General features: G+C 62.8%; 27 protein-coding genes. 12 read left to right on the top strand and 15 right to left on the bottom strand.

The features are described from left to right. Positions 1 to 31 precede the first annotated feature (31 nt). On the top strand, positions 32 to 346 hold the full coding sequence (locus C476_RS01335; protein ID WP_008009079.1) for a hypothetical protein: 315 nt from the start codon (positions 32 to 34) through the stop codon (positions 344 to 346). Positions 347 to 435: 89 nt separating this feature from the next. On the opposite strand, the gene C476_RS01330 is transcribed toward C476_RS01335, so the two are convergent. The 3 genes from C476_RS01330 to C476_RS01320 all read right to left on the bottom strand — a co-directional run bounded on the left by C476_RS01330 (position 436) and on the right by C476_RS01320 (position 2,690). Then, positions 436 to 747, bottom strand: a complete 312-nt coding sequence (locus C476_RS01330; protein ID WP_008009077.1) for a DUF7853 family protein — start codon at positions 745 to 747, stop codon at positions 436 to 438. Between the two features lie 211 nt (positions 748 to 958). Then, complete coding sequence (locus C476_RS01325; RefSeq protein ID WP_008009076.1) at positions 959 to 1,519, bottom strand: NUDIX hydrolase; 561 nt, start codon at positions 1,517 to 1,519, stop codon at positions 959 to 961. Between the two features lie 223 nt (positions 1,520 to 1,742). Further along, positions 1,743 to 2,690 (bottom strand): diacylglycerol/lipid kinase family protein, encoded by a 948-nt coding sequence (locus C476_RS01320; protein WP_049911532.1) that lies wholly within the window; start codon positions 2,688 to 2,690, stop codon positions 1,743 to 1,745. A gap of 54 nt (positions 2,691 to 2,744) precedes the next feature. Between C476_RS01320 and C476_RS01315 the strand changes: the two genes are divergently transcribed. Then, positions 2,745 to 3,452 carry a PHP domain-containing protein gene (locus C476_RS01315; RefSeq protein WP_008009073.1) on the top strand — a complete coding sequence of 236 codons (708 nt, stop codon included), beginning with the start codon at positions 2,745 to 2,747 and terminating at the stop codon, positions 3,450 to 3,452. A 62-nt stretch (positions 3,453 to 3,514) separates the two neighbouring features. On the opposite strand, the gene C476_RS01310 is transcribed toward C476_RS01315, so the two are convergent. Both C476_RS01310 and C476_RS01305 read right to left on the bottom strand, forming a co-directional pair. Further along, positions 3,515 to 5,389, bottom strand: a complete 1,875-nt coding sequence (locus tag C476_RS01310; RefSeq protein WP_008009071.1) for a PAS domain-containing protein — start codon at positions 5,387 to 5,389, stop codon at positions 3,515 to 3,517. Positions 5,390 to 5,610: 221 nt separating this feature from the next. After that, on the bottom strand, positions 5,611 to 6,024 hold the full coding sequence (locus C476_RS01305) for an Lrp/AsnC family transcriptional regulator (RefSeq protein WP_008009069.1): 414 nt from the start codon (positions 6,022 to 6,024) through the stop codon (positions 5,611 to 5,613). 102 nt (positions 6,025 to 6,126) lie between these two features. Here C476_RS01305 and carA point away from each other — a divergent pair, with 102 nt between their 5' ends. After that, positions 6,127 to 7,206: a glutamine-hydrolyzing carbamoyl-phosphate synthase small subunit gene (gene carA, locus C476_RS01300; RefSeq protein ID WP_008009068.1), complete on the top strand. Its 1,080-nt coding sequence runs from the start codon at positions 6,127 to 6,129 to the stop codon at positions 7,204 to 7,206. A 181-nt stretch (positions 7,207 to 7,387) separates the two neighbouring features. Here the strand turns inward: carA and C476_RS01295 are convergent, their stop codons facing one another. The 3 genes from C476_RS01295 to C476_RS01285 all read right to left on the bottom strand — a co-directional run bounded on the left by C476_RS01295 (position 7,388) and on the right by C476_RS01285 (position 10,060). Further along, entirely contained in the window at positions 7,388 to 8,158 is a 771-nt protein-coding gene (locus tag C476_RS01295; protein ID WP_008009066.1) for an SIMPL domain-containing protein, read from the bottom strand. Between the two features lie 197 nt (positions 8,159 to 8,355). Beyond that, positions 8,356 to 9,303 carry a glycosyltransferase family 2 protein gene (locus C476_RS01290; RefSeq protein ID WP_008009065.1) on the bottom strand — a complete coding sequence of 316 codons (948 nt, stop codon included), beginning with the start codon at positions 9,301 to 9,303 and terminating at the stop codon, positions 8,356 to 8,358. Between the two features lie 49 nt (positions 9,304 to 9,352). Next, positions 9,353 to 10,060, bottom strand: a complete 708-nt coding sequence (locus C476_RS01285) for a class I SAM-dependent methyltransferase (RefSeq protein ID WP_008009063.1) — start codon at positions 10,058 to 10,060, stop codon at positions 9,353 to 9,355. Between the two features lie 210 nt (positions 10,061 to 10,270). Between C476_RS01285 and C476_RS01280 the strand changes: the two genes are divergently transcribed. From C476_RS01280 to C476_RS01270, 3 genes are all read left to right on the top strand, one after another. Then, a complete protein-coding gene (locus tag C476_RS01280) occupies positions 10,271 to 10,552 on the top strand; it encodes a MarR family transcriptional regulator (RefSeq protein ID WP_008009061.1) in 282 nt (93 codons plus the stop codon). Between the two features lie 99 nt (positions 10,553 to 10,651). Further along, positions 10,652 to 11,473, top strand: coding sequence for an MBL fold metallo-hydrolase (locus C476_RS01275; protein WP_008009059.1), 822 nt, complete (start codon positions 10,652 to 10,654; stop codon positions 11,471 to 11,473). Positions 11,474 to 11,502: 29 nt separating this feature from the next. Next, positions 11,503 to 12,222 carry a YkgJ family cysteine cluster protein gene (locus tag C476_RS01270; RefSeq protein WP_008009057.1) on the top strand — a complete coding sequence of 240 codons (720 nt, stop codon included), beginning with the start codon at positions 11,503 to 11,505 and terminating at the stop codon, positions 12,220 to 12,222. Positions 12,223 to 12,520: 298 nt separating this feature from the next. Here the strand turns inward: C476_RS01270 and C476_RS01265 are convergent, their stop codons facing one another. After that, positions 12,521 to 12,931 carry a TRAM domain-containing protein gene (locus C476_RS01265; RefSeq protein WP_008009056.1) on the bottom strand — a complete coding sequence of 137 codons (411 nt, stop codon included), beginning with the start codon at positions 12,929 to 12,931 and terminating at the stop codon, positions 12,521 to 12,523. A 113-nt stretch (positions 12,932 to 13,044) separates the two neighbouring features. Next, positions 13,045 to 14,772 carry a radical SAM protein gene (locus C476_RS01260; protein WP_008009054.1) on the bottom strand — a complete coding sequence of 576 codons (1,728 nt, stop codon included), beginning with the start codon at positions 14,770 to 14,772 and terminating at the stop codon, positions 13,045 to 13,047. A gap of 112 nt (positions 14,773 to 14,884) precedes the next feature. On the opposite strand from C476_RS01260, the gene C476_RS18810 reads away from it, so the two are divergent. Both C476_RS18810 and C476_RS01255 read left to right on the top strand, forming a co-directional pair. After that, positions 14,885 to 15,043 (top strand): DUF7559 family protein, encoded by a 159-nt coding sequence (locus tag C476_RS18810; protein WP_008009052.1) that lies wholly within the window; start codon positions 14,885 to 14,887, stop codon positions 15,041 to 15,043. 165 nt (positions 15,044 to 15,208) lie between these two features. Continuing rightward, positions 15,209 to 15,682, top strand: coding sequence for an Hsp20/alpha crystallin family protein (locus tag C476_RS01255; protein ID WP_008009050.1), 474 nt, complete (start codon positions 15,209 to 15,211; stop codon positions 15,680 to 15,682). 64 nt (positions 15,683 to 15,746) lie between these two features. Here C476_RS01255 and C476_RS01250 read toward each other — a convergent pair whose 3' ends face one another. Both C476_RS01250 and C476_RS01245 read right to left on the bottom strand, forming a co-directional pair. After that, positions 15,747 to 16,931, bottom strand: coding sequence for an NAD(P)/FAD-dependent oxidoreductase (locus tag C476_RS01250; RefSeq protein WP_008009049.1), 1,185 nt, complete (start codon positions 16,929 to 16,931; stop codon positions 15,747 to 15,749). A 548-nt stretch (positions 16,932 to 17,479) separates the two neighbouring features. Continuing rightward, entirely contained in the window at positions 17,480 to 17,770 is a 291-nt protein-coding gene (locus tag C476_RS01245) for a DUF7521 family protein (protein WP_049911528.1), read from the bottom strand. 146 nt (positions 17,771 to 17,916) lie between these two features. Between C476_RS01245 and C476_RS01240 the strand changes: the two genes are divergently transcribed. After that, on the top strand, positions 17,917 to 18,156 hold the full coding sequence (locus tag C476_RS01240) for a CDGSH iron-sulfur domain-containing protein (protein ID WP_049911531.1): 240 nt from the start codon (positions 17,917 to 17,919) through the stop codon (positions 18,154 to 18,156). A 29-nt stretch (positions 18,157 to 18,185) separates the two neighbouring features. Here the strand turns inward: C476_RS01240 and C476_RS01235 are convergent, their stop codons facing one another. Genes C476_RS01235 through C476_RS01225 form a run of 3 tightly spaced genes read right to left on the bottom strand, consistent with a single transcriptional unit; the run spans position 18,186 to position 21,738 of the window. Beyond that, a complete protein-coding gene (locus tag C476_RS01235; protein WP_008009042.1) occupies positions 18,186 to 20,630 on the bottom strand; it encodes a heavy metal translocating P-type ATPase in 2,445 nt (814 codons plus the stop codon). Positions 20,631 to 20,632: 2 nt separating this feature from the next. Beyond that, positions 20,633 to 21,511 (bottom strand): sulfite exporter TauE/SafE family protein, encoded by an 879-nt coding sequence (locus C476_RS01230; protein ID WP_008009040.1) that lies wholly within the window; start codon positions 21,509 to 21,511, stop codon positions 20,633 to 20,635. 14 nt (positions 21,512 to 21,525) lie between these two features. Beyond that, the gene (locus tag C476_RS01225; protein WP_008009038.1) at positions 21,526 to 21,738 is read right to left on the bottom strand and encodes a hypothetical protein; all 213 of its coding nucleotides are present in this window, start codon (positions 21,736 to 21,738) and stop codon (positions 21,526 to 21,528) included. Between the two features lie 100 nt (positions 21,739 to 21,838). On the opposite strand from C476_RS01225, the gene C476_RS01220 reads away from it, so the two are divergent. The 3 genes from C476_RS01220 to C476_RS01210 are packed head-to-tail and all read left to right on the top strand — an operon-like array spanning position 21,839 to position 24,586. Beyond that, positions 21,839 to 22,066 (top strand): hypothetical protein, encoded by a 228-nt coding sequence (locus tag C476_RS01220; protein WP_049911527.1) that lies wholly within the window; start codon positions 21,839 to 21,841, stop codon positions 22,064 to 22,066. Further along, entirely contained in the window at positions 22,063 to 22,857 is a 795-nt protein-coding gene (locus C476_RS01215) for a cytochrome c oxidase subunit II (RefSeq protein WP_008009034.1), read from the top strand. Before C476_RS01220 ends, C476_RS01215 begins: the two co-directional genes overlap by 4 nt. Next, on the top strand, positions 22,844 to 24,586 hold the full coding sequence (locus C476_RS01210; protein WP_008009032.1) for a b(o/a)3-type cytochrome-c oxidase subunit 1: 1,743 nt from the start codon (positions 22,844 to 22,846) through the stop codon (positions 24,584 to 24,586). Before C476_RS01215 ends, C476_RS01210 begins: the two co-directional genes overlap by 14 nt.

The following is a 24,586-nucleotide window of genomic DNA, read 5'->3' as shown; positions in this document are numbered from 1 at the left end:
GGCTTTCACGACGCGCTCGATACGTCCGATAGTGACCTCGAGCGACGACGGCGGCTACGTCCACGATCCAGCGGCGTTCGACGCAAACGGCGAAGAGGGGACCGAGGAGCCGGCCGGCGGGGGCGGGAGTCTCGATCCGACCCACCCCGATTCGGTCGACCGGGAGTTCGACTGGCGCGGCTGGCTTCTCGTCGGCGTTATCGTCTTTGCATTTGTCATCGCTCCAGTCGCGATCTATCTGGTCCCACCCGGTGGAGAGGGATACCGATTCGCGTTGCTGATTCTGCCGCTTGCACCAGCCGTTTTGCTTGCGATTACGGCCGTCTGGGCGACGACCCGCCCCTGAGTGACTGCTGTTCAGTATCGATAGCGACTCGTCTGTGCTGTGCGATCGGCACCGCAAAAAACGAGTGGCGGAAGGCGAGCCGGTCCGTCTCAGGCGTTGCGAACGTCCTCGAGTCGTGCAAGCACGGTCGTGGCGTCGCTGACGTCCCTTGGTGGCGTCTCCTCACGGTCGACGTACGTCGCCAGCGTGTCATAGAGCCGGTCGGCTTGCGACCCGGTGAGCCGCTCCGTGTCGCCGTCGGCTTCGATCGTCTCGAGTACCTCGAGTGTCCATTCGGGTGGGGTCTCGTCGGCATCGAGCGCGGCGTCGAGGCGGTTCGAAAGGGCGTGATGGGCGACCCATTGCTCGTCTCTGGAGAGCGTGACTTCGTACGTCTCGGTTTCCGGTGGTGAGGAGCTCATTTCGTCACACGGGACCTGTTTCGTCGGTCCTCAGACAACGCTACGAACAGGAACGTAATAAGCCTTGTTACCGTACCCCATAGTTGCAGCGTGTTCGTGTTTTCACCGGTCCACACCAGCAGTCGCTGCAGAGCCACGGCGTTTCGAGACCTATGTCGGGGACGATCAAGCCGATCGGTACGATCGCAAGCGCGCGACCGACTGACGATACCTACCGGACGTCCCGGCGCATGGCGATCTCGAACCACGGACAGAGTCGAAGCTGTCGGTACCACTCCGGATGCGAGTGGAGTCGTTCGTAGGGAACCCACATCAGCCCGGCGACCTCGTCCTCGTCAGGCTCGAGGCTGCGATCAGTCAGTGTCAGCTGCAACACGGCACAGACCTCGTGTTCGACGCCCTCGTTTTCGAAGTAGCGTTTGTACTCGAAGCGATCGGTCAGCCGCAGGTCATCGTACTGGTCGGGCGTGATTCCGAGCTCTTCCTCGAGTCGCTGTCGGGTCGCTTCCTCCTGGCTCTGGCCCTCGACGGGATGGGAGGCGACGGTGCCGTCCCAGTAGGTTCCCCAGAGGCGTTTCTCCGGCGCTCGCTGGGCGAGTAAGATGTTGCCCTCGCCGTCGAAGACCAGCGAGGTAAACGCGCGATGGCGGATTCCGTCGCCCGTATGGGCGTCCAGCCGGTTGACAAGCTCGAGTGGGTTGTCGTCGGCGTCGACGGCGATCACGTCTTGTCCGGCGTTCTCGTGTTGGACGTCCTCCTGTGGCGTGCTCATAGAACCACAATTACGTCGACTCGTAAAACCAGTATCGCCTCATACGGTCTGCTGTACCGATGTCCCGGTGGGACCGCAGTGCGGGTCGCGGTTGCACCGGAAATGACTGACAGTAGTCCGTATCATAGGGTGTCGGTTCACCTCGAGACGCGAACGCACCGCGACTGCTCGAGAGGCAGACCGGCCGACCGGCGATCCGGAATTCACTGCCGGCCACCGACGGTTAGGCGATTTCCATATCTGGATCGGGTTGATAGTCATCCCCAACGGCGATCTGGATCGTCCGCGGGCTCGTCTCGAGGGAAAGCGAGTGGGCTTCGAGCATCTCGCCGTCGAGACTGTATGTGATCGCGTTCCGGTTGCTCTCGATCACGAGCGACGGGGCACACCGGCGAACGACGTAGTTGCTATCGCGTCCGAACAGCCGCTGGAGGGCCGCATCGCCGAGCAGGTTCATCGCCGCGGCGTCCTCGACGATCGTCACCTCGAGCAGGCCATCCTCGACGTTGGCCTGTGTCGTTCGAGCGCCGGTAAACCGTCGACAGTTTCCGATGAGGACGAACATGGCCCGACCGTCCCAGGCTCGTGTTCGGTTCCCGTTCGGTCCTGAAGCCGTCTCCACCCGGAGCGGCAGCGAGTCGAACGACCCCATCGTCGCGAGCATACTTTTGACATATGCGAGCACGCCCAGATTCGCCTTGCTCGCTGGCTCCGTCTTGCTGCTTGCTTCGGCGGTAATGCCGCCGACACAGGAGTTGACGAAGATCCGATCGTTCGCACTGGCGAGATCGATCCGTCGCCGTCGTCCCGCCTCGATCACTGCAAACGCGTGCTCGATCCCCTGAATTCCGATGTTCGTCGCGAAATTGTTGCCCGTCCCTGCGGGGACGACGGCGACTGTCGTCGTCTCGAGTTCGTTCGCAGCAGCGATCCCGTTAACGACGTTGTTCACCGTGCCATCGCCGCCGCCTGCCGCGATAAGGTCGGCATCGGGTGCAGCGTCGCGGGCGAGCCGTTTCGCGTCGCCGCGTTCCTCGGTTTTTCGGACGTCGAAGCCATGCTCGGTACCCAGTTCGACTAGAGTGTCGACGTGATCTTGACTGCCGCTAACGGGATTGAGGACGAGTACACGGTCATCGACGCGACCGCCAGCTGTCCCCTTCGAGTACATGATCTGGAACACGCCAGCCGAGGACAAAAGGACCCCGCCGGCGTATGCGTTCCCGTGTATACCGTCGATTTACACGCACACACGCGGTTCTTTCATGGCTACCGCGGACTCGGCCATCGGTTCGATCCGCTGGGTGTCCGTTTCCTCGCCGGGATGGCCGCCCGGCGTGGCCTCGACGGGGTGGCGACGACGAATCACGATTACTACACGCCGTTTACGTCGAGTGGACCGGTCGAACTCATCCCAGGGATCGAAATCACGACCGACCGCGGCCACGTCCTCGTCGTCGGCCCTGACCCGCCCGCGGAGACGAAGCCGGGGGCGCTCTCTCCGGCGGACGCAGTCGCACTGGCACACGACCGCGGCTGTGCCGCGATCGTTGCGCACCCGTTTCGAAACAGTTCAGTCCGGAAACTCGAGGGAATCCCGTTCGACGCGATCGAAGTCAACGGGAAACATCCTCGTTCGCGGCCGCTCGTCGAGGAGCTCGCAGACGACCGTGGACTGCCGCTGGTCGGTGGGAGCGACGCCCATTACCCGTTCGAGGTGGGCCGGGCGTACACGGTTATCGAAGCCGATCAGCTCACGCCGACAGCAGTCGTTGCTGCGATCCGTGATGGACGGGTCCATGCACGCGTTTGTCGGACGGGCTTCGACCGGCTCCTCCGACGGGGATATCGGAAGCTCCATCGGCGAAAAGAGGTGCTCGACACGCTCGAGGAGCCGACGCCCGGCATCGGGAGTCCACCGGATGAGAACTGACGCCAGTCGACCCCGCCAGTTGGCCGTGACTGCTGGCGTTCCCGCGGCTCCGTCCATGTGCGCTATGTGGTGGCTGCCGGGACACGGATCGTGACGATACTCCCCCGCGGATCGTTGTCCGTGATCCGCATTTCACCGCCGAAGCTCTTCGCGATCCAGTAGATGTGCCACAGCTCGAGGCCCGTCCCGTGGACGAGTTGTGTCTCGGCCTCGCGTTCGACCATCGGTCGCTCCTGTGGCGGGATCCCCGGTCCGTTGTCGGCGATGGAAACATCAACCCAGTCGCCCATCGCGGGTCCATCGGCCGGGGTCGCGCTGACGGTGATCTCGGGGACTTGCCGATCGGTGTGGGTGACGGCGTTGTCGACGGCCGTCCGGATCGCCGTCTCGAGTCGGTCGTCGGCCTGTGCCATGACGGGCTCGGGTGCGGTCACCGTGATGTCTGCGTCCGGGTAGTCGTCGTCGAAGTCAGTCGCCAGCCGCGAGAGCATCGCGGCGACATCACAGGTGGCGTCGGGATGGCGGTCACGCTGGAACAGGTCCCGCACGGCCGCGGCGTTGTCGCTGATCTTGCACAACTCGGCGGCTTGTTCTTCGATCGCGGTCAGGGCCTCGTCTCGCTCATCGCTGGTAAGATTTCGGAGCCGCGTTGCGTTGCCCTGGATGACGTTCATGCCGTTGCGGATGTTGTGTCGCAGAATCCGGTTGAGGACGCTGAGTCGTTGTCCGCGCAGTCGTTGTTCGGTGACATCGGACTCGATCGCGACGAAGTGTGTGATCTCGTCGTCGTCGGTAATCGGTGCGATCGTCTGCTCGACGTGGTACAGTTCCCCGGATTTCCGCCGGTTGATGAGTTCGTGTTCCCAGACTTCGCCCGAGCAGATCGTCTCCCAGAGCCGCTCGTAGAACGCTTGGTCGTGTTTGCCCGATTTGACCAGCCGCGGGTTTCGCCCGACGGCCTCCGTACGGGTGTACCCGCTGTCTCGCTCGTAGGCCGGATTAACGTACTCGATCGTTCCCGCGCGGTCCGTGATCACGATCCCGTGGCCCGCCTGTTCGACCGCCTGCTGAAAGAGCTGGAGCTCCTGTTCGCGTTCCTTTCGCGCCGTTACATCTCTGACTGCGCCGCGTAACGCGACGACTTCACCGCCGTCGATGACGGGCTCGCCGACGGTGTGAACCCATCGTTCGTTCCCCGCAGCGGTGACGATTCGCAGTACCACGTCGTATGGCTCGCCGCCGTCCCGACACGTCTCGACGAACGAGCGAATTCGATCCCGGTCGGCAGGATGATAGAACTCGAGTGCCTCGGCCAGCGTCGGGTCGTAGTCGGCACCGACCTCGAAGATTTCGCGTGTCCCGTCGGTCCATCGGAGGTTGTCCAACCGTAGATCGAGTTCCCACCCACCGACGGCTGCGAGCTGCTCGACTTTCTCGAGGAGTGCCTGATTCCGTTCGAGCTCACACTCCTTTCGCTTTTGCTCGGTGACGTCGCGAACGATACCGACGAGCTGATCGACCGTTTCGTTTCCGACGGTCTCGTCTGGCGTCAGTTTCGTCTCGAGCGTGCGTTCGCCGGCAGGAAGCGACAGCGTCGTTTCGTACTCGATCGTCGCCGCCTGTTCGATGCATGCGTCGTATCGCTCGGTAACGGCAGCCGCCGTTTCCGTGCTGAAGATTTCGGCCGGTGTCCGTCCACGGATCTCCGTGTCTGTCAGGCCAGTGATCCCCTCGTATGCGGGATTGACGCGTCGATATCGGTACGTGCGACCGTCAGCCGTTCGATCGACATCGAGGAGAAAAACGGCGTCCTCGACGGCGTCGAATATCGTTTCGTACTCCTCGAGCGTCGTCGAACACTCCTGATCCGACCGTGTCCCGCGATCGGAGGACACTGCCGAGTCGGGTTGCTCGGCAGGCGTCTCCCCAGTAGTCATTATCCATGACTATAGAACCAACTCGAAAAAGGAATCGAGGTTTTCCAACTCAGTGAGAATACCGGCGGAATCCGGACTCCATACCCCTGGATAGCAGTCACGACGAAGCCGGCCGCAGACATGCGGCCATCGCCTGTGTGGAGACGGCCGCGAATTCGCGACCGGCGTCACGTCGTTCTGTCCGACAGCATCAGGTCGCTCGAAACGACCACAGACCACGCTTACCCGAGTTCTTCGTCTAAGATTAGCCGTGTCTTCGTGCTGACAACCTCGTCCTGATCGCGGGCCTTCGTAATGAGATCGTTAACCCCGCGCGTGTCCGCGGCGTCGACGACGAGGACGATGTCCTGCTCGCCCGAGACCATCCAAACGAAGTCGACCTCGTCCCACTCCGCCATCCGCTCGGAGACTCCCTTGGTATCGACGTCGACCGCGACGCTGATCTCGAGCATCGCCTGGACGTTCCCCGTCCGAGTCGAAATGGTAAAACGCTCGATGACGTCGTCGTCCATCATTCGTTCGACACGATTGCGCACGGTCCCCTCACTCGTCCCAACCTCGTCTGCGATCTCAGTATACGGCGTTCGGGCGTCACGCCGGAGGATATCGAGGATCTGTCGGTCCAGGTCGTCCATAGAGATACGTACCTACAGCCGACCCGCACTTACCGATTACGAAAATCGTAACTGAGCTTCGAAGACAACACTTATGAACGTCCATCCGATACGTAGATCGTAATGACGGAAGCCTACGTCGCACTGGAAGGCGGCCACGTACTCGAGGGACGTGGTCGTGCGTCAGGTACGGCCCGCGGTGAACTCGTTTTCACAACAGCATATACAGGCTACGAGGAGAGTCTGACCGATCCCTCCTACGAGGAGCAGGTCCTGACCTTCTCGTACCCGCTGATCGGCAACTACGGCGTCCGCGAGGAGCGCTTCGAGTCCGACCGCGTCCATCCGCGTGCGGTGCTTGCAAAGGAACTCACCGAGGACGTCGCCGAGTGGCTCGAAAGCGAGGACGTCCCGGCTGTCGACCACATCGACACGCGTGATGTGGTTACCGATATCCGTGACGGCGGTGCGATGAAATGCGGTATCGCCGTCGGCGAGGACGTCACCGAGGAAGACGCACTGGCCGAACTCGAACAGTGCAAGGCCATGAGCGACCACACCGACATCGGCGCACAGGTCAGCGTCGACGAACCCGTCGTCCACGGCGAAGACAACGACGGCGAGACCGTCGCGCTCATCGACTGTGGCGCGAAAGGCTCGATCGTCGACTCGCTGATCGAGCGCGACGCGACCGTCCACGTGTTCCCCTACAACGCGACAGTCGACGACGTCGCGGCCGTCGAGCCGGATGTCCTTTTCATCTCGAACGGTCCCGGCGACCCAGTCAACTTCGAGCAGGCCATCACGCTCGTCGAGGAGTTCGTCGAGGACACGCCCGTCGCCGGCATCTGTCTCGGCCAGCAGATCGTCGCCGAAGCCCTCGGCGGCTCGACCGAGAAGATGGACTTCGGCCACCGCGGCGTCAACCAGCCCGTGCTCGATCTCGAGTCCGGGCAGGTCGTCATGACCACCCAGAACCACGGCTACACGGTCGCCGAACCGGGCGAACACCTCGAGGTCACCCAGATCAACGTCAACGACGATACGCCCGAGGGAATCGACGGCGTCGAGTACGACGTGATCACCCGCCAGTACCACCCCGAAGCGAACCCCGGCCCCGAAGACACCCTCGACTTCTTCGACGACGTGCTCGCCATGGCTTCCGGGCGAGCTGACTCGCGAGCGGTTCCAGCCGACGACTAACGACGACTGCTGACTGAGCGTTTCGTCTTTCGTCCGTCACTTACGCAGTGACAACTGTTTCTCGGCAACTGCTCGGAGTGTCCGACAGCAGAAAACGAAGATGATGGCTGCTGTCGGGCGGTGATCTGATCACTCGTCGACTGTACTCCCGGTCGCGGTCAGCCAGCCTCACAGTCGCCAGTTACGGCGCAAACGCATACGTAACCGTTACGCTGGCGCTCACGCGAACCGGCTCCGTCCCGATTTCCGTCTGCGGTGCCCCACCGCTTGCCGCGTCAGCGCTCGTCATGGCTTCGGCTTCGAGATGGACCGGGTGAACCCGTACGTCACCGGTCGAAACGGCCGTCGTCCCCTCGAGTGTGACGCCACGGTTGTCCGCGATGTGGGACGCCTCCTCGTCGGCGTTTGCCAGTGCGTCGTCGATCGCGTCGTTTCGCAGTTCCGAGCGGGTCTCCTCACGGAGCGTAAAGCGAACGTGACCCACGTCGTCCGCACCGGCTTCGGTCACTGCATCGATAATCTCACCGACGCGGTCGACGTCGGTGACCGTCACCTCGAAGGAGTGTGCCCCCTCGTAGCCGGTTGCGGTTCGACCGTGTGCTTGATGAACCCGATATCGTCCATCCTCAATGTTCTCCTCGGGAATCTCGAGATCGTCGAACGTCGTCCGCAACTCGGCAGCGCCGGTCGAGAGCTCTTCGGTGACGGCGGCTGCGCTTTCGCCGGTCGCCTCCACACCGACATCGATGACTGCCTGATCGGGCTCGGCTTCGACTTCGCCGCTGGCGCTGACCGTGATCTCACCGTCTCGTGCTTTCATGTCCGATTCTGCTCCGGGATCGGCCCCGGAAGCCGATTCGGGATTCTCACTGCTGAGCGGACTGCCCAGACAGCCCGCCGCCGCTGCTGTGAGTCCGATGCTCGAGGCCGCCAGAAACTGTCGTCGATCCATACCTAATCGACGGTCGGGGGCGGGGATAAAGGTACCTTAGACTGAAATGTTCATTTGACGTATCCCAACAGACGAAGACGTTCAGGGGAACTGATCGGTAGCGTAAGTGTCCTCGAATGAGCCACCAGATTGTCCGCGCGATCGTCGATGCCGCCGAACGAGTTGGCGCGCTCGAGTGTCGCTTTTGAGGCCGTCAGTTACCGCCAGTCGTAGACCTGCACTGCCCGATCGTGTCGCTGTGAGAGTCCGTTGGGGTTCCGGCGAGGCGAACGATCACGGTATCGGGCTCGAACGCCATCCCATAGGCCGCGTGTGACGTTCCTGACGACATCGGTCCCATCGGAGAGCCAGCTCGTCGGTGTCGCCTCGCCGGCCGCCAGCCGGCACACGCCGGTAGCCCCTTCTCGAAGCGCGCTGCCGGCAGTCCGAGCGAAGACGCCCGGTCGCAGCCCGTAGTTTTTCGCCAGCCGGTACGACAGCGACCGATAGGCTGCCCCCCAGTCAGGATCGGTGCGGCCACCGTCAGAACGAAGTTTCGACGAAGATTCCCGTGAGTCGATCACCGCGCCGCAATCGGTTCCGACCTCACAGCGAGCGGCCATCGCCGCGTTCCAGGACACCTCGAAGTCGAGGCTCGCGATCCGATGTGCACAGTCGCGCTCACCCGCCGCTGTGAGATACTCGTCGAAGCCATCCAGCGCATCGAGGACGGATCGATCGAATGCGGCGTTGTCCCCGTGAAAATGGGTTACAGTCCGGCCAGCGACGGCGTCGGACGACTGACCGGCGTGAAGGGGATGACCGGTCACGGGGCCGGTGACGACATCGGTCCCATCAGCCATTGACTCGTCGATGGCTGAATACCAGCTATGGTCGATCGCATACCCGCCGTCGAGGAAGGCGACGACGTCGCCCGTCGCGAGCTCGAGGCCGGCGTTGCGGGAGACGCTCGGATTGCGCTCGGAGATTTCGACGAGCACGTCGATGTCGTCACGGTCACGGACGACGCCAGTCGTGCCGTCCGAGGAGGGGCCGTTGACGACGATGCACTCGGTTTCAGTCGGCGTTCGCTTAGCGAGCGCATCGAGACACGACACTAATCGCTCTCGGTCGTTGAGCGTCGAGACGACCACCGAGAGCTCCATACCAACCTATAGGAGACCCTCGTAGTAAATAGGTTGGATTTCAATCTGGTCAGCGAACACGTGCGTTCCAGTACGAGACCGATGCGACGTGGTCGGTGATCGGCAACTCACCGATCGCCTTGTCCAACGTCCGAAGCGGTGACGCGAGGGAGTTGGGGATCGACCGATAGAGCCCGTAGGGAAGGAGGAAATCGTCCTCGACGTCGACGAGCGTTAGATCCGTCTTCGCGAGCAGGACCGCGATTTCGCTTTTCGAGTAGAGCCGCGACCCCATCGGCAGCGCCCAGTTGTAAATGCTGCGAGCCGAAAAGCGGTTGAACGTATCGAAGACGATCTGATCGCGGGAAACGCGTCGCATCTCCTCTAAGAACGCCTCCGGATCGTCTGCGAGATGGAAAAACCGCATCGCGATGACGGTATCGAAGTGATCGTCCGGAAACGGCAACCGGCCCGCGTCACCGCGGAGAAACTCGAGCGTGCCTGCGAGTTCGGTGTCCTGTGCTTTTCGTCGTCCCTGCTGTAACATCGCTGCCGAGATGTCCAGTCCCACGACATCGGCTCCCTGGTGGGCGAGCATGACGGTAAACCGCCCGGTACCACAGGCGATTTCGAGGACCTTCTGATCCTCGACGGGCATGATCGCCTCGAGGACGGCTTCTTTCTCCCGACGGTCGATCAGCTGGCCGCCCCGGGAGAAGCGCTTGTCGTCGTATTCCTCGGCGACGTCGTCGGCCTGGTACCACTCCTGTCCTTTCACACTGGGCGAATCTACTGTCGTGCTGGGATAAAACGATACTGGAGTCCAGCCGACGAACCCGGCTCTGTACTGCTATCTTGCGTGACCATCGTTGCCGAAACCCGAACTATATGGCTGTGTTAATATCTTACTTATATGCCTTATACAAACTTCAGTATCCGTATCCACATATAGGGAAGCTTTACCACCGACGACGCCGCTGGCTCGAGTATGAGCATGAGTACAGCCGAAGACCGTGCTACCGCTGCCGAGGAACTCCTCTCGGAGGAGGAATACCGTGACCGCCTCCGTGACCTGCCACCGAGTGCGAAGCTCGTCGCGAAAGTGTTAGAAACCGACTCGCCGCTCTCGCAGGGCCAACTCGCCGAGGAATCGCTACTTCCCGACCGCACCGTTCGGTACGCGCTCAACCGACTCGAGGACGTCGGCCTCATCGGCTCGCGGTACAGTTTCCGCGATGCACGCAAACAGGTCTACTTCCTCAAGTGCTGACCGGCCCGGCTCGCACGCGTGACGATCATGGACGGTCCTGTGCGAGAGCGCTAACCGGCCGACGATAGATCCTTTTTCGCTCGCTCACAGTGTTGAGATATGCACGTCACGCGGTGTCCGATCCCGGTCGCGACGCGCGCACCGGGTGGGGAGACCAACGCCTACCTCGTCAGCGAAACCGAGACACGACGCGACGAGGCCGGCCACGAGCCCGCGATACTCGTCGATCCCGCGGCGAAAACCGACGCGCTCGACCGACTGCTCGAGGCACACACCATCGATCACATCCTCGTTACGCACACCCATCCCGACCACGTCGGCGGCGTCGAGCCGTACGCGGCCGCAACTGACGCGACAGTGTGGGCTCGCGACGGCCGCGTCGATCGATTCCGTGACGCGACCGGCTGCGATCCCGACCGCACGTTTACGCCCGGCACGACGATCCCACTCGGCGACGAGCGCATCCGCATCCTCGACGCGCCGGGACACGCGCCCGATCACGTCGCGCTCGAGGCCGGTCGCGGCGGCCCGATCTGCTGTGGCGACTGCGCCGTCCGTGAGGGGAGCGTCGTCGTCGGCACGCCAAAGGGAGATATGCGTGCGTACATGACGACGCTGCGTCGACTCCGGGCGATCGACCCACCGACGTTGTATCCCGGTCATGGGCCCGAGATCAACGCTCCTCGTGCAATCCTCGAGCGCCTGCTTTCCCACCGGACCGAGCGCGAACGGCGGATTCACGAGGCAGCCACGACTGGTGCCGATACGATCGCGGAGATCCTCGAGACGGCATACGACAAAAACCTCGCGGGCGTGCGCGACCTCGCGCGGGCGACCGTCGCCGCCCATCTCGAGAAACTCGCCGTCGAAGGACACGTCACGTGGGACGACCGGCCGGTATCGCCGTTCGCGGACGACTGACTTTTCTCCATGGACACCGACCATCAGGTGTGCAATCGCTCGAGGACGAACTCGACACCGCTCGCCAGCTCGCCGTTGCCGATCTCGCGGACGCGATCGAGTCGATCGGCTTCGAGTGTACCCGCTGTGGAGCCTGCTGTACAGCCGATGACGACGACCACACCGCGACGGTATTTCCCGACGAAGTGCGCGACCTCCAGCAGGCAGCCGCGACCGGCGACGAGGAGCACGACTGGCGCGACGTCGCCCGCCCGATGCCCTACGGGCTTGCCGAATCCGACGACGGCGACCTCGAGGGCGAGACCTTCGAGTGGGCGCTCCAGACCGACGGCTGTGGCGACTGCGTCTTCTACGAGGAAGACGATGCGGGACGTGGTTCCTGTGTCGCTCACGACGACCGCCCACTCATCTGCCAGACGTATCCGTTCAGTATTGCGCTCGCGGGCACCAGCCAGCCGATGGGCGAAGCCGTCGACAGCGTTGCGCTGGAAGCGCAACGGGAAGCCGGCGAAGCCGGCGACGAGGAGGGGATTGTCCGCGCCCACGAGTGTGAGGGTCTCGGCCGCGATATCTCCCGCGACGACGCCGAGGAACTGGCTCGAGCGCTGAAAGAACGCGCGATCCGGGAACTCGAGGAAGCGATCGCCGTCCGAGATCGCTACCGGCCTGCCGATCCCGGCCCCAGCGAGGTCGTCGTCCACGACTCGGAAGGGGCGAAACGGATGGATGGGACGCCGCTCGAGGACTGAGACGAGCGGCGGTAGATCGATCACGTACACCGGTTCCACGGAGACGCGGACGAACAGTCTCGACTCGAGTAGCAAAACCGAAGGTTAACTGATGGCTTTACTGTAGTGGCAGCCACTGTACGGCGCGCTCTGCGCGCCGTTTCACCGAGCGCGCCGGCGGCGCGCTCGATCTTTCCCGTGAACGAAGTGAACGGGAGCTCGGGAGAGCTCTGCTCTGCCGGTGTTTTTGGTCGAGATTTTTTGCCCGGGTTCGAGCGCGGCCGATGGCCGCGCGAGGACTCGGGTAAAAAGGTCGTTGTTAGAACGTCTCCTCGATGATCTCGCCGACGGCGAAGTTCGACTTGACCTCGGTGACTTCGATCTTGACGCGTTCGCCGACATCCGCTCCGGGTACGATGATGACGTAGCCGCGTTCGACGCGGGCGATCCCGTCGCCCTGTTTGCCGATGTCTTCGATCTCGACGTAGCGCGTTTCGCCGACATCGACCGGTGGCTGGGGCTCCGATGGCGCACTTTTGGGTGTCGTAGTCGTCGTCCCCTCGTCGCCGCTCGTTTCGTCTTCACGCGAGATAAGCGCGACACGATAGACCTCGCCGGGATCGATGTCGCCGGTCTCGACTTCCTGCCGCGGTACCTCGATGACGTAGCGATCCTCCTCCTCCGATACGTCCGTACTGAACAGACACAACAATTTTTCAGAGATCTCCACAGGTAGACCCTCTATTTCACCTCTGATTCCCATCCATAATAGAACTACCGACACAGAACTGCCAATTGACGGAAAAAGCGCCCGTTCATGGGTCGAATCAGACGCGATTGAAGTCAGTTCGCGCGCTCGAGCGGCCGGGTTGTAACGAACTGGGAGAGATCGACCGTCGTGTCGAGCCCGGCGTCGGCGACCGACTCGTAGGGGCGATCGACGACGATATCACCGGCGGTACTGGATCCGATACCGGGGATGGCAGTGAGTTCGTCCATCGACGCCGCATTGAGATCGAGCGGATAGGGGACGGCCGTCACCGAGCGGTAGCCGTGATCGACGACCGCGACGTCGATCGTCTGGCCGAGCGCGCGCTCGCCCGGCACGCCGACGAGCAACGGATAGGTGCCGAGCTGGCGGCCGAAGGTCGTTCCGTCCTGATGGTATTCAAGATGAACGTCCGGCAGGACGGTTCCCGGGGGAGCGACCCGCTCGAGCATCGGGTTGTCGATCTCTTCACGAACCTGCTTCTTGTAGCGTTTGAACAGCTTTTTGTGTTCGTTGGCGATCTCGGCTCCGGTATCGGACATGTCGGTGCCGTCGAAGGCCATCACCTGCCGGATGTTGATCCGCCGGAGCATGTAGCCCTCGTCGTAGACCCGCTGAAGGAACGCCATGTTGCGTTCGTAGGTCTCCTCGCGCTCGCCTTTGAGTCCGTGCAAGAGGTTGATCCCGGGCAGCAGTTTGGGCAGTCGCCGCGGTGCGTCGTCACCGAACGTTGGCGCATCTGTCGGTTCCTCACCGGGTCGCCAGCCGCCTTCCTCGTTGACGATCCGGACCGCTTCAAAACACTCCTCAGCGCTGACGTTCAGATTGTTTTGCTCTTGAACGACTGGATCGGCCGACTCGAGTCCGAACGCGGCCGTATCTCCGGGCGTGTTGTGCTCGGCGATGATCCGGATCCCCTCGCGGCTCTTTTCAGGCCACTTGACGATCGTGATTGGGTTCATGTTGTCCAGATGCAGCGTCTCGAGGTCGGGGGCGACTTCGCGGATGCCGCTGTAGAGTTGGCGCAGGGCGTCGGGGTTGGGCGCTTCGCCGTCGCCGCCGTAGGCGAGGATGTCGGCCTGACGGCCGATCCGGAAGTGTTTCACGCCGTAATCCGAGAGGGCGTCGACCTCGCCGACGACGGTCGGTGGCGGCCGAAACGAGGGATTGCCATAGAGGGGTTCCGTACAGAACGAACACCGGTAGGCACAGCCACGGGAGGTCTCGAGTTCGGCGATGAGATGATCCGGGTGGTTGGGATGCTGTTCGACGACGAACGCACCCTCCTGGGCCCATCGCGAGACCTCATCGACGTCGCGCATGCGGTTATTAAAGCCCTCGAGGCCGCTCTCGACGAGATCGAAGACGGCAGCCTCGACGTCGCCTTTGGCGACGAAATCGAAGTCTAAGTCCTGCCGTTCGGTCTCGGTCGCACCGGCGTTTTCGTCGCCAACGCCGAACTTGACGGGGCCACCCATCAGGCTCGTGCCGCTTGCGGTCCAGGCGAGCTTGCGAACCTCGTCGGGTTCGGCCGGCGTGCCGCCGACGTACTTTCCGGGGACAGTCATGCCCCCCAGATAGATCATGAGATCGGCCTCGTCGACGTCCCGCCAACGGTCGGTGTCGTCGCGAAGCCCATCGATCGTGTGGTACGTGATCTGCTCGCGGGGAACCCCCGCATCGACGAGCGCCCCGGCCGTATACCGGGGGTACGTCGAAATGTATGGCGGCACCCCGAAGTGAGCGGGCTCGTCGACGTAGCCGTCGACGATCGTCACCGACAGCGTCTCGGGGTCAGTCATGGCTCCCGATAGCGCCTCGAATGGTAAAACGGTGACTACACGCGCGAACGCAACCATCGCCAGTTTTCCGCCAACCACGGTGTTGATAGGCGTCGTGGCGCTAGGCCCTGCTATGCCAGCGACAGAAGAGATCGTCTGTACCAACGAGGACTGTTTTCTCGATCTGTTCGAGAATCATTACACCTACGACGTGCCCGACGACTTCGATCTCTCGGAGCTTTCGTGTCCGGTCTGTGGCGGCACTGACTGCCTCGAGCAGGTCGAACTGTAAGTGAACTATTCACATGTCAGACGTTTCTTTTGGACGGAACAAAAGGGATATCTACGGGGCGATCATAACCGTTCACACGGTCATGTCTGCCATGTACTGTCAGGCCCTTCTCTCGGTCTCCGTAACCGCTGCCCACGCCGCACGTACCGTCCGAGGTGACGCCCTGTGAGGTTCAAAGATCTCGGAAAATCGCTCGGCAACGCCCTCTACCGTCAGGTCGGCCGTGCGAGTGGTCGCGTACAGAACCACCGATCGCTCCCCGTCGATATTCTCGAGAACGACACCGCCTATCGCGTCGTCTTCGATGCGCCCGGTGCCGAATCGGACGACGTACAGGTCCGCTATCTCGACGGCACCGTCCGGATCCAGATCGACCGGTTCCGGCAGTTTCACGAGGGCTACGAGATGCAGTTTCCCGGCCGGGGGATGTCGCTGTCCGGCGACGCCGAGTTACCGGCCGACGCGGTCGTCGATCCAGACGCCGGAACGGCGCGTCTCTCCGAAACCGGGACACTGAGCGTCGAAATTCCGAAGGCGTCTGCGATCGGGGACACGACCGAAACGGAGGCAGGACTCGACACACCCGACGACGCCGACCCGGATCCGAACGCGGAGCCGGTCGCCGTCGACAACGAGTGAGACTGGCGGTACGAAGTCGACCGCGAAAGTCGGCCGAATCCGGGCGACCGATCCCCAACTGGTTCTAGTTCGGATTGAGCGACATCCCATCGACGACATCGAACGCCTCGTCACCGTCGAACCGTGTCGGGTCGAAAGCGTCGATCCCCGACCCACCACAGATTTCTCTTGCAAGTCGCTGTCCGACCGCCGGCGCACGCATGAAGCCGTGTCCCTGGAAACCGGTCGCGACGTACACCCCATCACGGACCGCGCCGACGAGTGGATCTCGGTCCGGCGTCGCCGTACAGAGGCCAGCCCACGCCCGCTCGAGGCCGCCGTCTGCGAGACCCGGAACCCGGTGGGCAACTCGATCACGGATGTCAGCAGTGAACGTCGAACCGGCGTTGCGGTCGTAGCTGTCAGGGTCAGCCTCGCGATTCTCAGTGCCGTCGCCCACGAGCACGCCGTTCGCATGGGGTCGCAGGTAGAAGCCGCCCGTCGCGTCGTAACACATCGGCTCCGCGAGATCGCCGTCAGCGATCAGCGCCTGCACGCGGTAGGGTTTGACGGCAAGGGAGATGCCCGCATCCGCGAGCAGCGCCTTCGTGCGTGCACCTGCTGTAACGACCACTGCGTCGACTTCGTGGACTGTCCCATCCGGACGGATGACGCGCGCTGGATCGGTTCGAACGTCGACCGGCGTGTCGGTCTCGAGGGTCGCCCCGGCACCGGTAGCTGCAGCCGCGAGACAGGCGGTGTACGCGGCCGGATCGGCATACCCCGCCGCGCCGGCGATTCCCGCGACTGCGACGTCGTCCGTCCGTAGGGCCGGGAACCGATCGGCGAGTGCGTCGCCGTCCATCTCGAGGGCAATGACACCGTTGTCCTGCATCCGCTGTATCTGATCGCGAATCGCGTCGGCCCGGTCGATGTCGCCCTCGCGAGCAAGCCAGACGTACGGACACTCGACGAACGGGAAGGTATCGTCGCCTGAGAGTGTGCGAAAGCGTTCGATCGCCTCGCCCGCGAGTTCGGCGTCGAGTCCGTCCGCGAAGGCATCGTAGCAGATCCCTGCGGCCCGTCCCGTCGCGCCGCTTGCGACGCGACCGCTGTCGTAGAGCGTGACGGCTGCACCCTCGCGTGCGAGATCGTAGGCCGTCGTCGCACCGATGGCACCCGCGCCGACGACCGCGACCTCGAGACCGGCACCCTGGTCCGTGAACGCGTCGGCACCGACGGCCAGGGCCGGGTCGTCGGCGTCGTTCATGGCCGATCACTCGTCGAGAGGCGTCGATACAGACAACTCGAAATACGTCCCCACGTCGGTCTTGCGTAGACAGGATCGCCGCTCATACCCATCACTCGTGATGCTGTCTACTTACGTCTGGGTGGTTACGGCAGGTTCGCGACCAGCTGGGCCGCCCCGTATGCTGCTCGTTCGTCGACGATCATCTCTGGAAGTGCGTCGGAAAGAAGGGGGGTACGACGGCAGGGCGGAGCGCCATGGTTCATACGGTTTCCTGTCACTGGGTACCAGTAGGACCCCAAGACGGTCGCGGTCTCACCGACACTGACTGACAGCAGACCTGTCAGTGCCCGCTAGTCCTAACTGTATCGATTACACCGATCGCACAGCGGTCGTACGAGTAGGTGTGCAGTAACGTTCAGTTGTTACTATATCTCCCTGCCGTGTGCCGACGTATTACCCGATCACGGATACGAGTAATCCCAAAACAGTTTGGGTTCGTATACTGCCGGACACCAGTCCGTGAGGGATCGATTGCGTGTCGCGTTCGATCGATATTCGATACGGCATTAGGTAACATACAGCGAATGCGCGATCACGAGAAAGCCGGCCAGAACCAGCAGGCTCTCAAAGAGGATACCTGTCATCAACGGAACAGTGAGCAACTCATATAGCATGCCGGCGAGCACCAGCCCGAGCGTCACGAGCCCGAACCCGAGTGTGAGATAGCCAAGCGCCGGCTGCCGGGTTCGCCGATAGGCCTTGTACGCAAACGACGTGATAACGCCGCCGACGATGAGGACGAGCGTTTTGACGACCGCGAGTGCGACCGCCGTCGGCATTGCCGCAGAGGACGACATAGCTGTGCGTACCCCGATATTCGAGAGCCATACCAAGAACCTTGCCGTTCCCGGAACCCGTGCAGTGTGACAGCAACAATCGTAGTCGTCCGTTCGACCCCCGACGCGAGCGAAAGGTTTTGTCGCCAGCGATCCGAGACGAAGTCATGTCACGACTTGTCGAACTCGAGGCGACGGGGCCACGAAAACTCGAGCCGTCCGATATCGACGACGAAAACGGTGACATCGCGGTCTGTCAGTGCGGCCTGTCGGAGTCGTTTCCCTTCTGTGACGGCAGTCATCGACGGACACGCGACGAGGACGATGAGACGACCTACGTCTACGAAAACGGCAAGCGCCGGGAACTCGAGCGGGTCGTCACAGCTGACGAGGATACAGAGGAGTAACGACGGCCAAATGGCGTCGGTTCACGTCGCTACATCGACCGCGAGGAGTTGAGGACGACCAGCGCGCTACTGGCAGCCATCGCGACGGCAGCGAACAGCGGGTTCAGCAGCCCAAGCACTGCCAGCGGGATCGCGACCGCGTTGTAAGCAAAGGCCCAGCCGAGGTTCTGCCGGATTCGCCGGTGGGTGCTCGTCGCGATCTCGAACGTCTCGGAGACGGCACCGAGATCGTCGCCGACGATCACCGCGTCGGCCGCATCGGTCGCGAGTTTCGTCCCGCTGCCCATCGCGATGCCGACGTCTGCGGTCGCCAGCGCGGGCGCGTCGTTGCTCCCGTCACCGACCATCGCGACCGTCCCTCGGCTCCGCAACCGGTCGACGGTCTCGGCTTTTGCCTCCGGTGGAACGCCGGCGAAGACCTCGTCGACACCCTCGAGCGCGCGGAACCGGTCGGCCGCTGCGCCCTCGTCGCCCGTCAGAACGACGACGTCGCGGCCCGCCGAAAGGGTCTCGAGCGTCTCACTCAGTTCCTCACGCGGCGAGTCACCGACGACGATTACGCCGCGAGCCTGCCCGTCCCAGCCGACGACGACCGGTACGTCACCCGCGTCACGGGTTTCGGTGATTCGAGACTCGAGCGCGTCGGGAACGGCGAGCCCGTGCTCGCGGAGGTAGTCTGGGTGGCCAACGACGACGCGGTCGTCGTCGACGCAGCCGCTGACGCCGCGGTCGGCCCGCTCGAACTCGTCGACGGCGGTCGTTGCGTCCTCGGTCGCGGATTCGGGAGCCGCGGCCGCAATGGCGGCTGCGATCGGATGCTCGGAGAGTGCCTCGACAGTGCCAGCCCGCCGGAGGAGTTCGTCGGCATCGATGTCATCGACGGCGTGAACGTCCTCGACGGCCATCGTCCCGGTCGTGAGCGTCCCCGTCTTGTCGAGGACGACGACGTCGACGTCTCTGGCGTCTTCGAAGATCGTCTCCGCGGCGACGACGATACCCCGCTCGGCGGCGGACTGAATTCCCGCAGCGATCGCAAGCGGCGTCGCGAGCCCGAGCGCACACGGACAGGAGACGATCACGACCGTGAGACCGATCAGCAGCGCCCGCGAGACGCTCGAGCCGGTCGCAAGCAAGACGGCGGTCGTCCCGACCGCGAGGGTGACGACAAGCGGGACGAACACCGTCGCGAGCTTGTCAGCCAGCCGCTGGACGCCCGGACGGGCGCTCTGGATCGACCAGAGCAGAGAGACGAGCCGGTCGAGCGTGCTTTCGGCCTCGTCGCCGACCGCGACAACGAGCGGGGCGTCGGTAACGACGGTGCCACCCCGAACCGGATCACCCGGCGTCTTGCCGACGGGCAGCGATTCGCCGGTGACGAGCGACTCGTCGACGGCAGCCGATCCCTCCGCGACGGTTCCATCGAGGGGGATCCGCTCGCCGGGGCGGACGAGCAGGCGGTCGCCGGGGCCGACGTCCTCGAGCGGGACCGTCTCGCCGCTCTCGCGGCGGGCCTCGTCGACCTGCTGTTCGGTCAGTTCTGAGAGGAGGCCGGTTGCACGGCGTTTGACCGCCTGCTCGTAGTGAGTGCCCGCGGTGACGACGATGATGATCGCGACGGTCACGTCGAAGTAGACGTGGGTCCGCCCTAGTAGAGTCGCGATCGCGCTGTAGCTATACGAGCCGAGTGCGGCGAGCGCAACGAGCAAATCCATGTTCGGCCGACCCGCCCGGAGGCTGACGTACGCCCCGCGGAGGGTCGGATAACCGGTATAAAAGAGGACGAACGACGTAAACACCCAGATGTTCGCCGTCAGAAACATGCCGTCATAGCCGCCGAAGTCGGCAATCGGCTCAAAGCCGAAGTAGGTCGGGTACAGAAACAGGATGTACCACGTCATGACCATCATGCCGAAAAAGGCCCCGAACAAGAGCGCACCGAGCCGATCATCGGCGTCTTCGTCGTCGGCACTCGAGCGGTCTGACGCAGTATAGCCGTAGCCGGAGACCAGTTCCGGGAGGTCGTCGGCCGCGAGCTCGTCGGGATCGTAGACGATTCGGATCGTGTCCGTCGCGTAACTGGCAGTCACGCCGCGGACGCCCGCTTCGCGTTCGGCGGTCGTCTCGAGGAACGCCTCACACGTCGAACAGTGCATCCCATCGACCGCGAGGAAGGCGTCCTCACCCTCGAGATCATCGAGGTCGGGACCGTCATCGCCGTCCAGTCGTGACTGGAGCTCCGCCTCGTCAGGGCCGTCGGTTCGGTCGAGCGTCCGGGCGACCTCGAGACAGCCCTGACAGCAAAACGAGCCGTCAACGTCGGGCTCGGTGATCGGGGTCGGCGGAGTCGGCAGATCACAGAGATCGCAGGTATCGGTGTCGGTCTCGGCCGGTGACCCGTTGCCGGTCGGGTTCGCAGTTCCTGCATTGGCTGCCGCCGCGGGCGACTGCGCGGACTGTCGTGGATTCTCACCCATCGTTAGAACAGGTTAATGTACGGGAGCGGGACGTGTGGCAGATGGATGCCGTACAGCATCAGCCCGTGTGAGAGGGGAATGTAGCCGAGGACGACGAACGCAGCCCCCAGTCCACGATGGAGTTGCACGCGCGTGTCAGGCCCGATCGTATTCAAAACGGTCCCGTAGGCAAACAGTGTGGGAATTGTCCCCAATCCGAGAGCGGCAAGCGAGAGCGCTCCGCGTGCCGGTGAGCCGAGCGCGAACGCATAGAGATACGCCGGATAGATGATCGGACACGGCATGAGGCCATGAACCGCACCGAGTGCGAAAATCCCCGGCGACGTCGCGTAGCGGTCGATCCGGCTCGAGAGGAGATCCGAGAGTCGGCGGAAGACTGTTCCGATGATCGGCAGCCCGTGGCCGGGAACGGCAGTTTGCCCCCGGAGATAGTACAGGCCGCTGGTGACGATCGCGATCCCGACGAGGATCCCCGTCACGCCCCTGACGCTGTCGCCGATAGCGGCAACGGCCTCGCTCGAGGCGATCGTGATCGCCCCAAGCAGGCCGAACAGGCCGCCGACCGCAGCGTAGCTGGCCGTCCGACCGAGGTTAAACAGCGCATGCTGGCGCACCTCGTAGCCGGTGAGCGTGTCGTCGCGGCGTTTACTGCTCGCCGCACCGATCCGGTCGGCATACGCCGTCACCAGTGGGCCACACATCCCCAAACAGTGTGCGCCGGCCAGCAGCCCAACGACGAAGAGCAAAAGCAGGTTCACGCGCTCGAGGACGGCACCCGACGGTACCGACGCACCCATCAGCGGTACGATCAGTGAGTGGACGCCGGACTCAAGCGGAAGGGCGGTCGAGAGCGGGCTCGATACGGATGAAACGAGGGTCATCTGAACTGAAAGCGTTAGCCGAGGGTGCCGCTGCCGTCACCATGGTGGCCGTGGGACGTCTCGACCGGTGACATGGCGAGATACAGCGAGCCGTAAATGAGGCAAGTGTTGAGCGCGCTGACGCCACCGGCGAATACCGAGTCCGTGATTCCATAGACGATAAGCGGGATCAACGCAAGCAACCCGACAGCTGCCGCGTGACGGGGTTGGAGTGTCGCGAGGCTCATACACATACGTTTGGCGGTCGATAGCTTAATTCCCCAACCCATTCCCAGTGGCCGGGAACGATGACTGGCAGTAAGTCATCCCCTTTCCCTACCACTCCGTATGAGTTCGGCTATCGAAAAAGGGGTGGATGGGAAGCATCCCACGAATGAGACCGATCAGGTTCGTGAACTCGATCACGACGAGTACGATCCGATCGGAACAGCGATCCTAGTTGGGATTTACTTTCTCATACTGGTGGCACTGTGGATATTCATGTACTTCGTCGAGTTCCTCGGTAACGGACCGACCGTCACCGGGGTGCTGTTGACGGTGGTGGGGCTTGCATGAACATTCACACCTACGAAAAGACCTGGCTTGCCGTGTCGATGGTGTTAATCGTTGGTTTCATCGCGACGGTCACGTACGGGGCAGTCGGCCCTGGTATCGCGATGATCGACGACGATGGAGGTTCCATCGATCCGGACACGATCAACGACGACGAGCGGTTCAACGACCCCGGTGTCACACACGTCGGTGAAAACGAATACGAGGCGGCCGTCGTCGCTCAGGCGTGGACGTACACGCCAAGCGAGATCACGGTGCCGGCGAACAGCACCGTGACGTTTTACGTAACGAGCCGAGACGTGACACACAGCTTCACCGTCGCCGGGACGAACGTGAACACGATGGTCGTCCCTGGACAGATCTCAGAGATGACCGTCGAGTTCGACGAACCCGGCGAGTACGGCATTCTCTGCAACGAGTACTGTGGTGCATATCACCACACGATGGAAGGGAAACTGAACGTTGTTCCGCAAGACGAGTTCGATCTGACCGAGCTGTCGACCGACGCGTCCGACGAAGCCCAGCTCGGCAACCAGACGACGATCAACACCACTGTCAGCAACGACATGAACTACGACCTCGAAACGACCGCAACCCTCGAGATCGGCGATCAGCAGTCACTCGAGCAAGACGTCACGGTGCCCGCACACGGCAGCGAAACCGTCGAGTTCGCGGTCGACACGACTGACCTTGGAACAGGCGATCACGACTGGACGGTGACCGTCGACGGCCACGAGGAAAGTGATACGCTCACGGTCACCAACGCAACCGAAGGAGGTGATGGCGATGCGTAACGCCTACATCGACCAGTTCCCGAAGGAGGCACGCGTAATCAGAGCCATACTCTGGAGTTCCTTCCTCGCGCTGACGATCGGCGGGACGCTTGGGCTCATCCAGGGCCTGCACCGAACGAACGTCTTGCGGTTCATCCCATCGCAGGACTACTACACCGTGTTGACGGCCCACGGCGTCTTGCTGGTGATCACGTTCACGATTTTCTTCCTTGTGGGGATCTTCACCTGGGCAGTAACGACTAGCCTCGATCGCGGTGTCAAAGACATCCGCTTTACGTGGGGCTGGTACGCAATAATGATGATCGGAACGCTCCTGGTCGGCGTCTCGATCCTCGGTGGCGTCGTCGACCAGATTCCAATGAACGCCGACGTCCTGTATACGTTTTATTCGCCGTTTCAGGCCCATCCGGCGTTTTATGTGGGCTTCGTTCTGTTCGTTGTCGGTACCTGGCTCGCCGGCTTCGACTGGTTCCGGACATGGTGGGCCTGGAAGAAGGACAATCCCGACGAACGGATCCCGCTGCCGACGTTCATGGCGTTGACGACGATGCTGTTCTGGTATCTCAGCTCGATCGGTGTCGCCATCTCGATCCTCGCATTCCTGCTCCCGTGGTCGCTGGGAATCATCGACTCCGTTAACCCGCTGCTCACCCGGACGCTGTTCTGGTTCTTCGGCCACCCAGTCGTGTACTTCTGGCTGATGCCGGCGTACATGCTGTGGTACACCATGCTGCCGAAGCTCTCCGGTGGCAAGCTGTTCAGCGATCCGCTCGCACGCGTCGTCTTCGTGCTGTTTCTGATCCTGTCGACGCCAGTCGGGATCCACCACCAGTATCTGGATCCCGGCATCGCGGAAGGGTTCAAGTTCATCGCGATGACGAACACGATGTTTCTGCTGTTGCCGAGCCTGCTGACCGCGTTTACCGTCGTCGCCAGCATGGAACACGGCGCGCGCCAGCGCGGCGGTAAGGGCTATCTCAGCTGGCTCAAAGCACTTCCATGGCGCGACCCGGCGTTTACCGGGATGGCGCTTGCAGGACTGATGTTCGCCGCGGGTGGCTTCTCCGGCATGATCAACGCCGGTCTGAGCATCAACTACCTCGTCCACAACTCCTGGTGGGTCGTCGGTCACTTCCACCTCACCGTCGGTACCGCCGCCGCGTTGACCTTCATGGCGGCGTCCTACTGGTTCATCCCACAGCTGACCGGCAAAGAGATCTGGAACCGTTCGCTCGGGCTGGTCCAGGTCGTGCTGTGGTTTATCGGCATGACCTTCATGTCGAACGCGATGCACCGGGCCGGGCTGTTCGGGATGCCTCGCCGGACTGCCGAGCCGCAGTATCAGGGCTTCGACTTCGAGCCCGCCGTCGGGACCGTCGCTGAGATCGACGCACAGGTCGCTCTGGGCGCGGCGTTGCTGACTCTCTCGGTGTACCTGTTCATCACGAACATGGTCCTGACCACCATCGGTGGCTCCACCAGCGATGCGATTCCGGACAACACCTATGCTGGCACGCTCTCTGGCCCCGAGGACGCGCCGGTGATCATCGATAACCTCAAGCTCTGGACCTCGATCGCCGTCGTCCTCGTGATCATCGCCTACTCGCTCCCGCTTGCGAGCATCATCGACGCCGGTGGGCTGTTCGGCCCCGGCATCGACCCCTGGAAGCCAAGCGTCGTTGCCGACCCGAGCCTCGTCCTCGAGTCCGTGCGTGGGGTGATGCCCTAG

It is taken from the genome of Natrinema limicola JCM 13563 (assembly GCF_000337475.1).
Taxonomy (GTDB): domain Archaea; phylum Halobacteriota; class Halobacteria; order Halobacteriales; family Natrialbaceae; genus Natrinema; species Natrinema limicola.
This window is presented reverse-complemented; position numbering and strand designations above follow the sequence as displayed.

What these genes read in the sequence shown, in the direction of transcription:
- C476_RS01280 (WP_008009061.1), top strand. Translation starts at nt 10,271, where the DNA reads ATGAGCATGAGTACAGCCGAAGACCGTGCTACCGCTGCCGAGGAACTC.
- carA (WP_008009068.1), top strand. Translation starts at nt 6,127, where the DNA reads ATGACGGAAGCCTACGTCGCACTGGAAGGCGGCCACGTACTCGAGGGA.
- C476_RS01320 (WP_049911532.1), bottom strand. Translation starts at nt 2,690, where the DNA reads ATGTACTCGAAGGGGACAGCTGGCGGTCGCGTCGATGACCGTGTACTC.
- C476_RS01325 (WP_008009076.1), bottom strand. Translation starts at nt 1,519, where the DNA reads ATGAGCACGCCACAGGAGGACGTCCAACACGAGAACGCCGGACAAGAC.
- C476_RS01220 (WP_049911527.1), top strand. Translation starts at nt 21,839, where the DNA reads ATGAGTTCGGCTATCGAAAAAGGGGTGGATGGGAAGCATCCCACGAAT.
- C476_RS01215 (WP_008009034.1), top strand. Translation starts at nt 22,063, where the DNA reads ATGAACATTCACACCTACGAAAAGACCTGGCTTGCCGTGTCGATGGTG.
- C476_RS01235 (WP_008009042.1), bottom strand. Translation starts at nt 20,630, where the DNA reads ATGGGTGAGAATCCACGACAGTCCGCGCAGTCGCCCGCGGCGGCAGCC.
- C476_RS01330 (WP_008009077.1), bottom strand. Translation starts at nt 747, where the DNA reads ATGAGCTCCTCACCACCGGAAACCGAGACGTACGAAGTCACGCTCTCC.
- C476_RS01250 (WP_008009049.1), bottom strand. Translation starts at nt 16,931, where the DNA reads ATGAACGACGCCGACGACCCGGCCCTGGCCGTCGGTGCCGACGCGTTC.
- C476_RS01245 (WP_049911528.1), bottom strand. Translation starts at nt 17,770, where the DNA reads ATGTCGTCCTCTGCGGCAATGCCGACGGCGGTCGCACTCGCGGTCGTC.
- C476_RS01210 (WP_008009032.1), top strand. Translation starts at nt 22,844, where the DNA reads ATGGCGATGCGTAACGCCTACATCGACCAGTTCCCGAAGGAGGCACGC.
- C476_RS01295 (WP_008009066.1), bottom strand. Translation starts at nt 8,158, where the DNA reads ATGGATCGACGACAGTTTCTGGCGGCCTCGAGCATCGGACTCACAGCA.
- C476_RS18810 (WP_008009052.1), top strand. Translation starts at nt 14,885, where the DNA reads ATGCCAGCGACAGAAGAGATCGTCTGTACCAACGAGGACTGTTTTCTC.
- C476_RS01230 (WP_008009040.1), bottom strand. Translation starts at nt 21,511, where the DNA reads ATGACCCTCGTTTCATCCGTATCGAGCCCGCTCTCGACCGCCCTTCCG.
- C476_RS01275 (WP_008009059.1), top strand. Translation starts at nt 10,652, where the DNA reads ATGCACGTCACGCGGTGTCCGATCCCGGTCGCGACGCGCGCACCGGGT.
- C476_RS01290 (WP_008009065.1), bottom strand. Translation starts at nt 9,303, where the DNA reads ATGGAGCTCTCGGTGGTCGTCTCGACGCTCAACGACCGAGAGCGATTA.
- C476_RS01260 (WP_008009054.1), bottom strand. Translation starts at nt 14,772, where the DNA reads ATGACTGACCCCGAGACGCTGTCGGTGACGATCGTCGACGGCTACGTC.
- C476_RS01310 (WP_008009071.1), bottom strand. Translation starts at nt 5,389, where the DNA reads ATGACTACTGGGGAGACGCCTGCCGAGCAACCCGACTCGGCAGTGTCC.
- C476_RS01305 (WP_008009069.1), bottom strand. Translation starts at nt 6,024, where the DNA reads ATGGACGACCTGGACCGACAGATCCTCGATATCCTCCGGCGTGACGCC.
- C476_RS01240 (WP_049911531.1), top strand. Translation starts at nt 17,917, where the DNA reads ATGTCACGACTTGTCGAACTCGAGGCGACGGGGCCACGAAAACTCGAG.
- C476_RS01225 (WP_008009038.1), bottom strand. Translation starts at nt 21,738, where the DNA reads ATGAGCCTCGCGACACTCCAACCCCGTCACGCGGCAGCTGTCGGGTTG.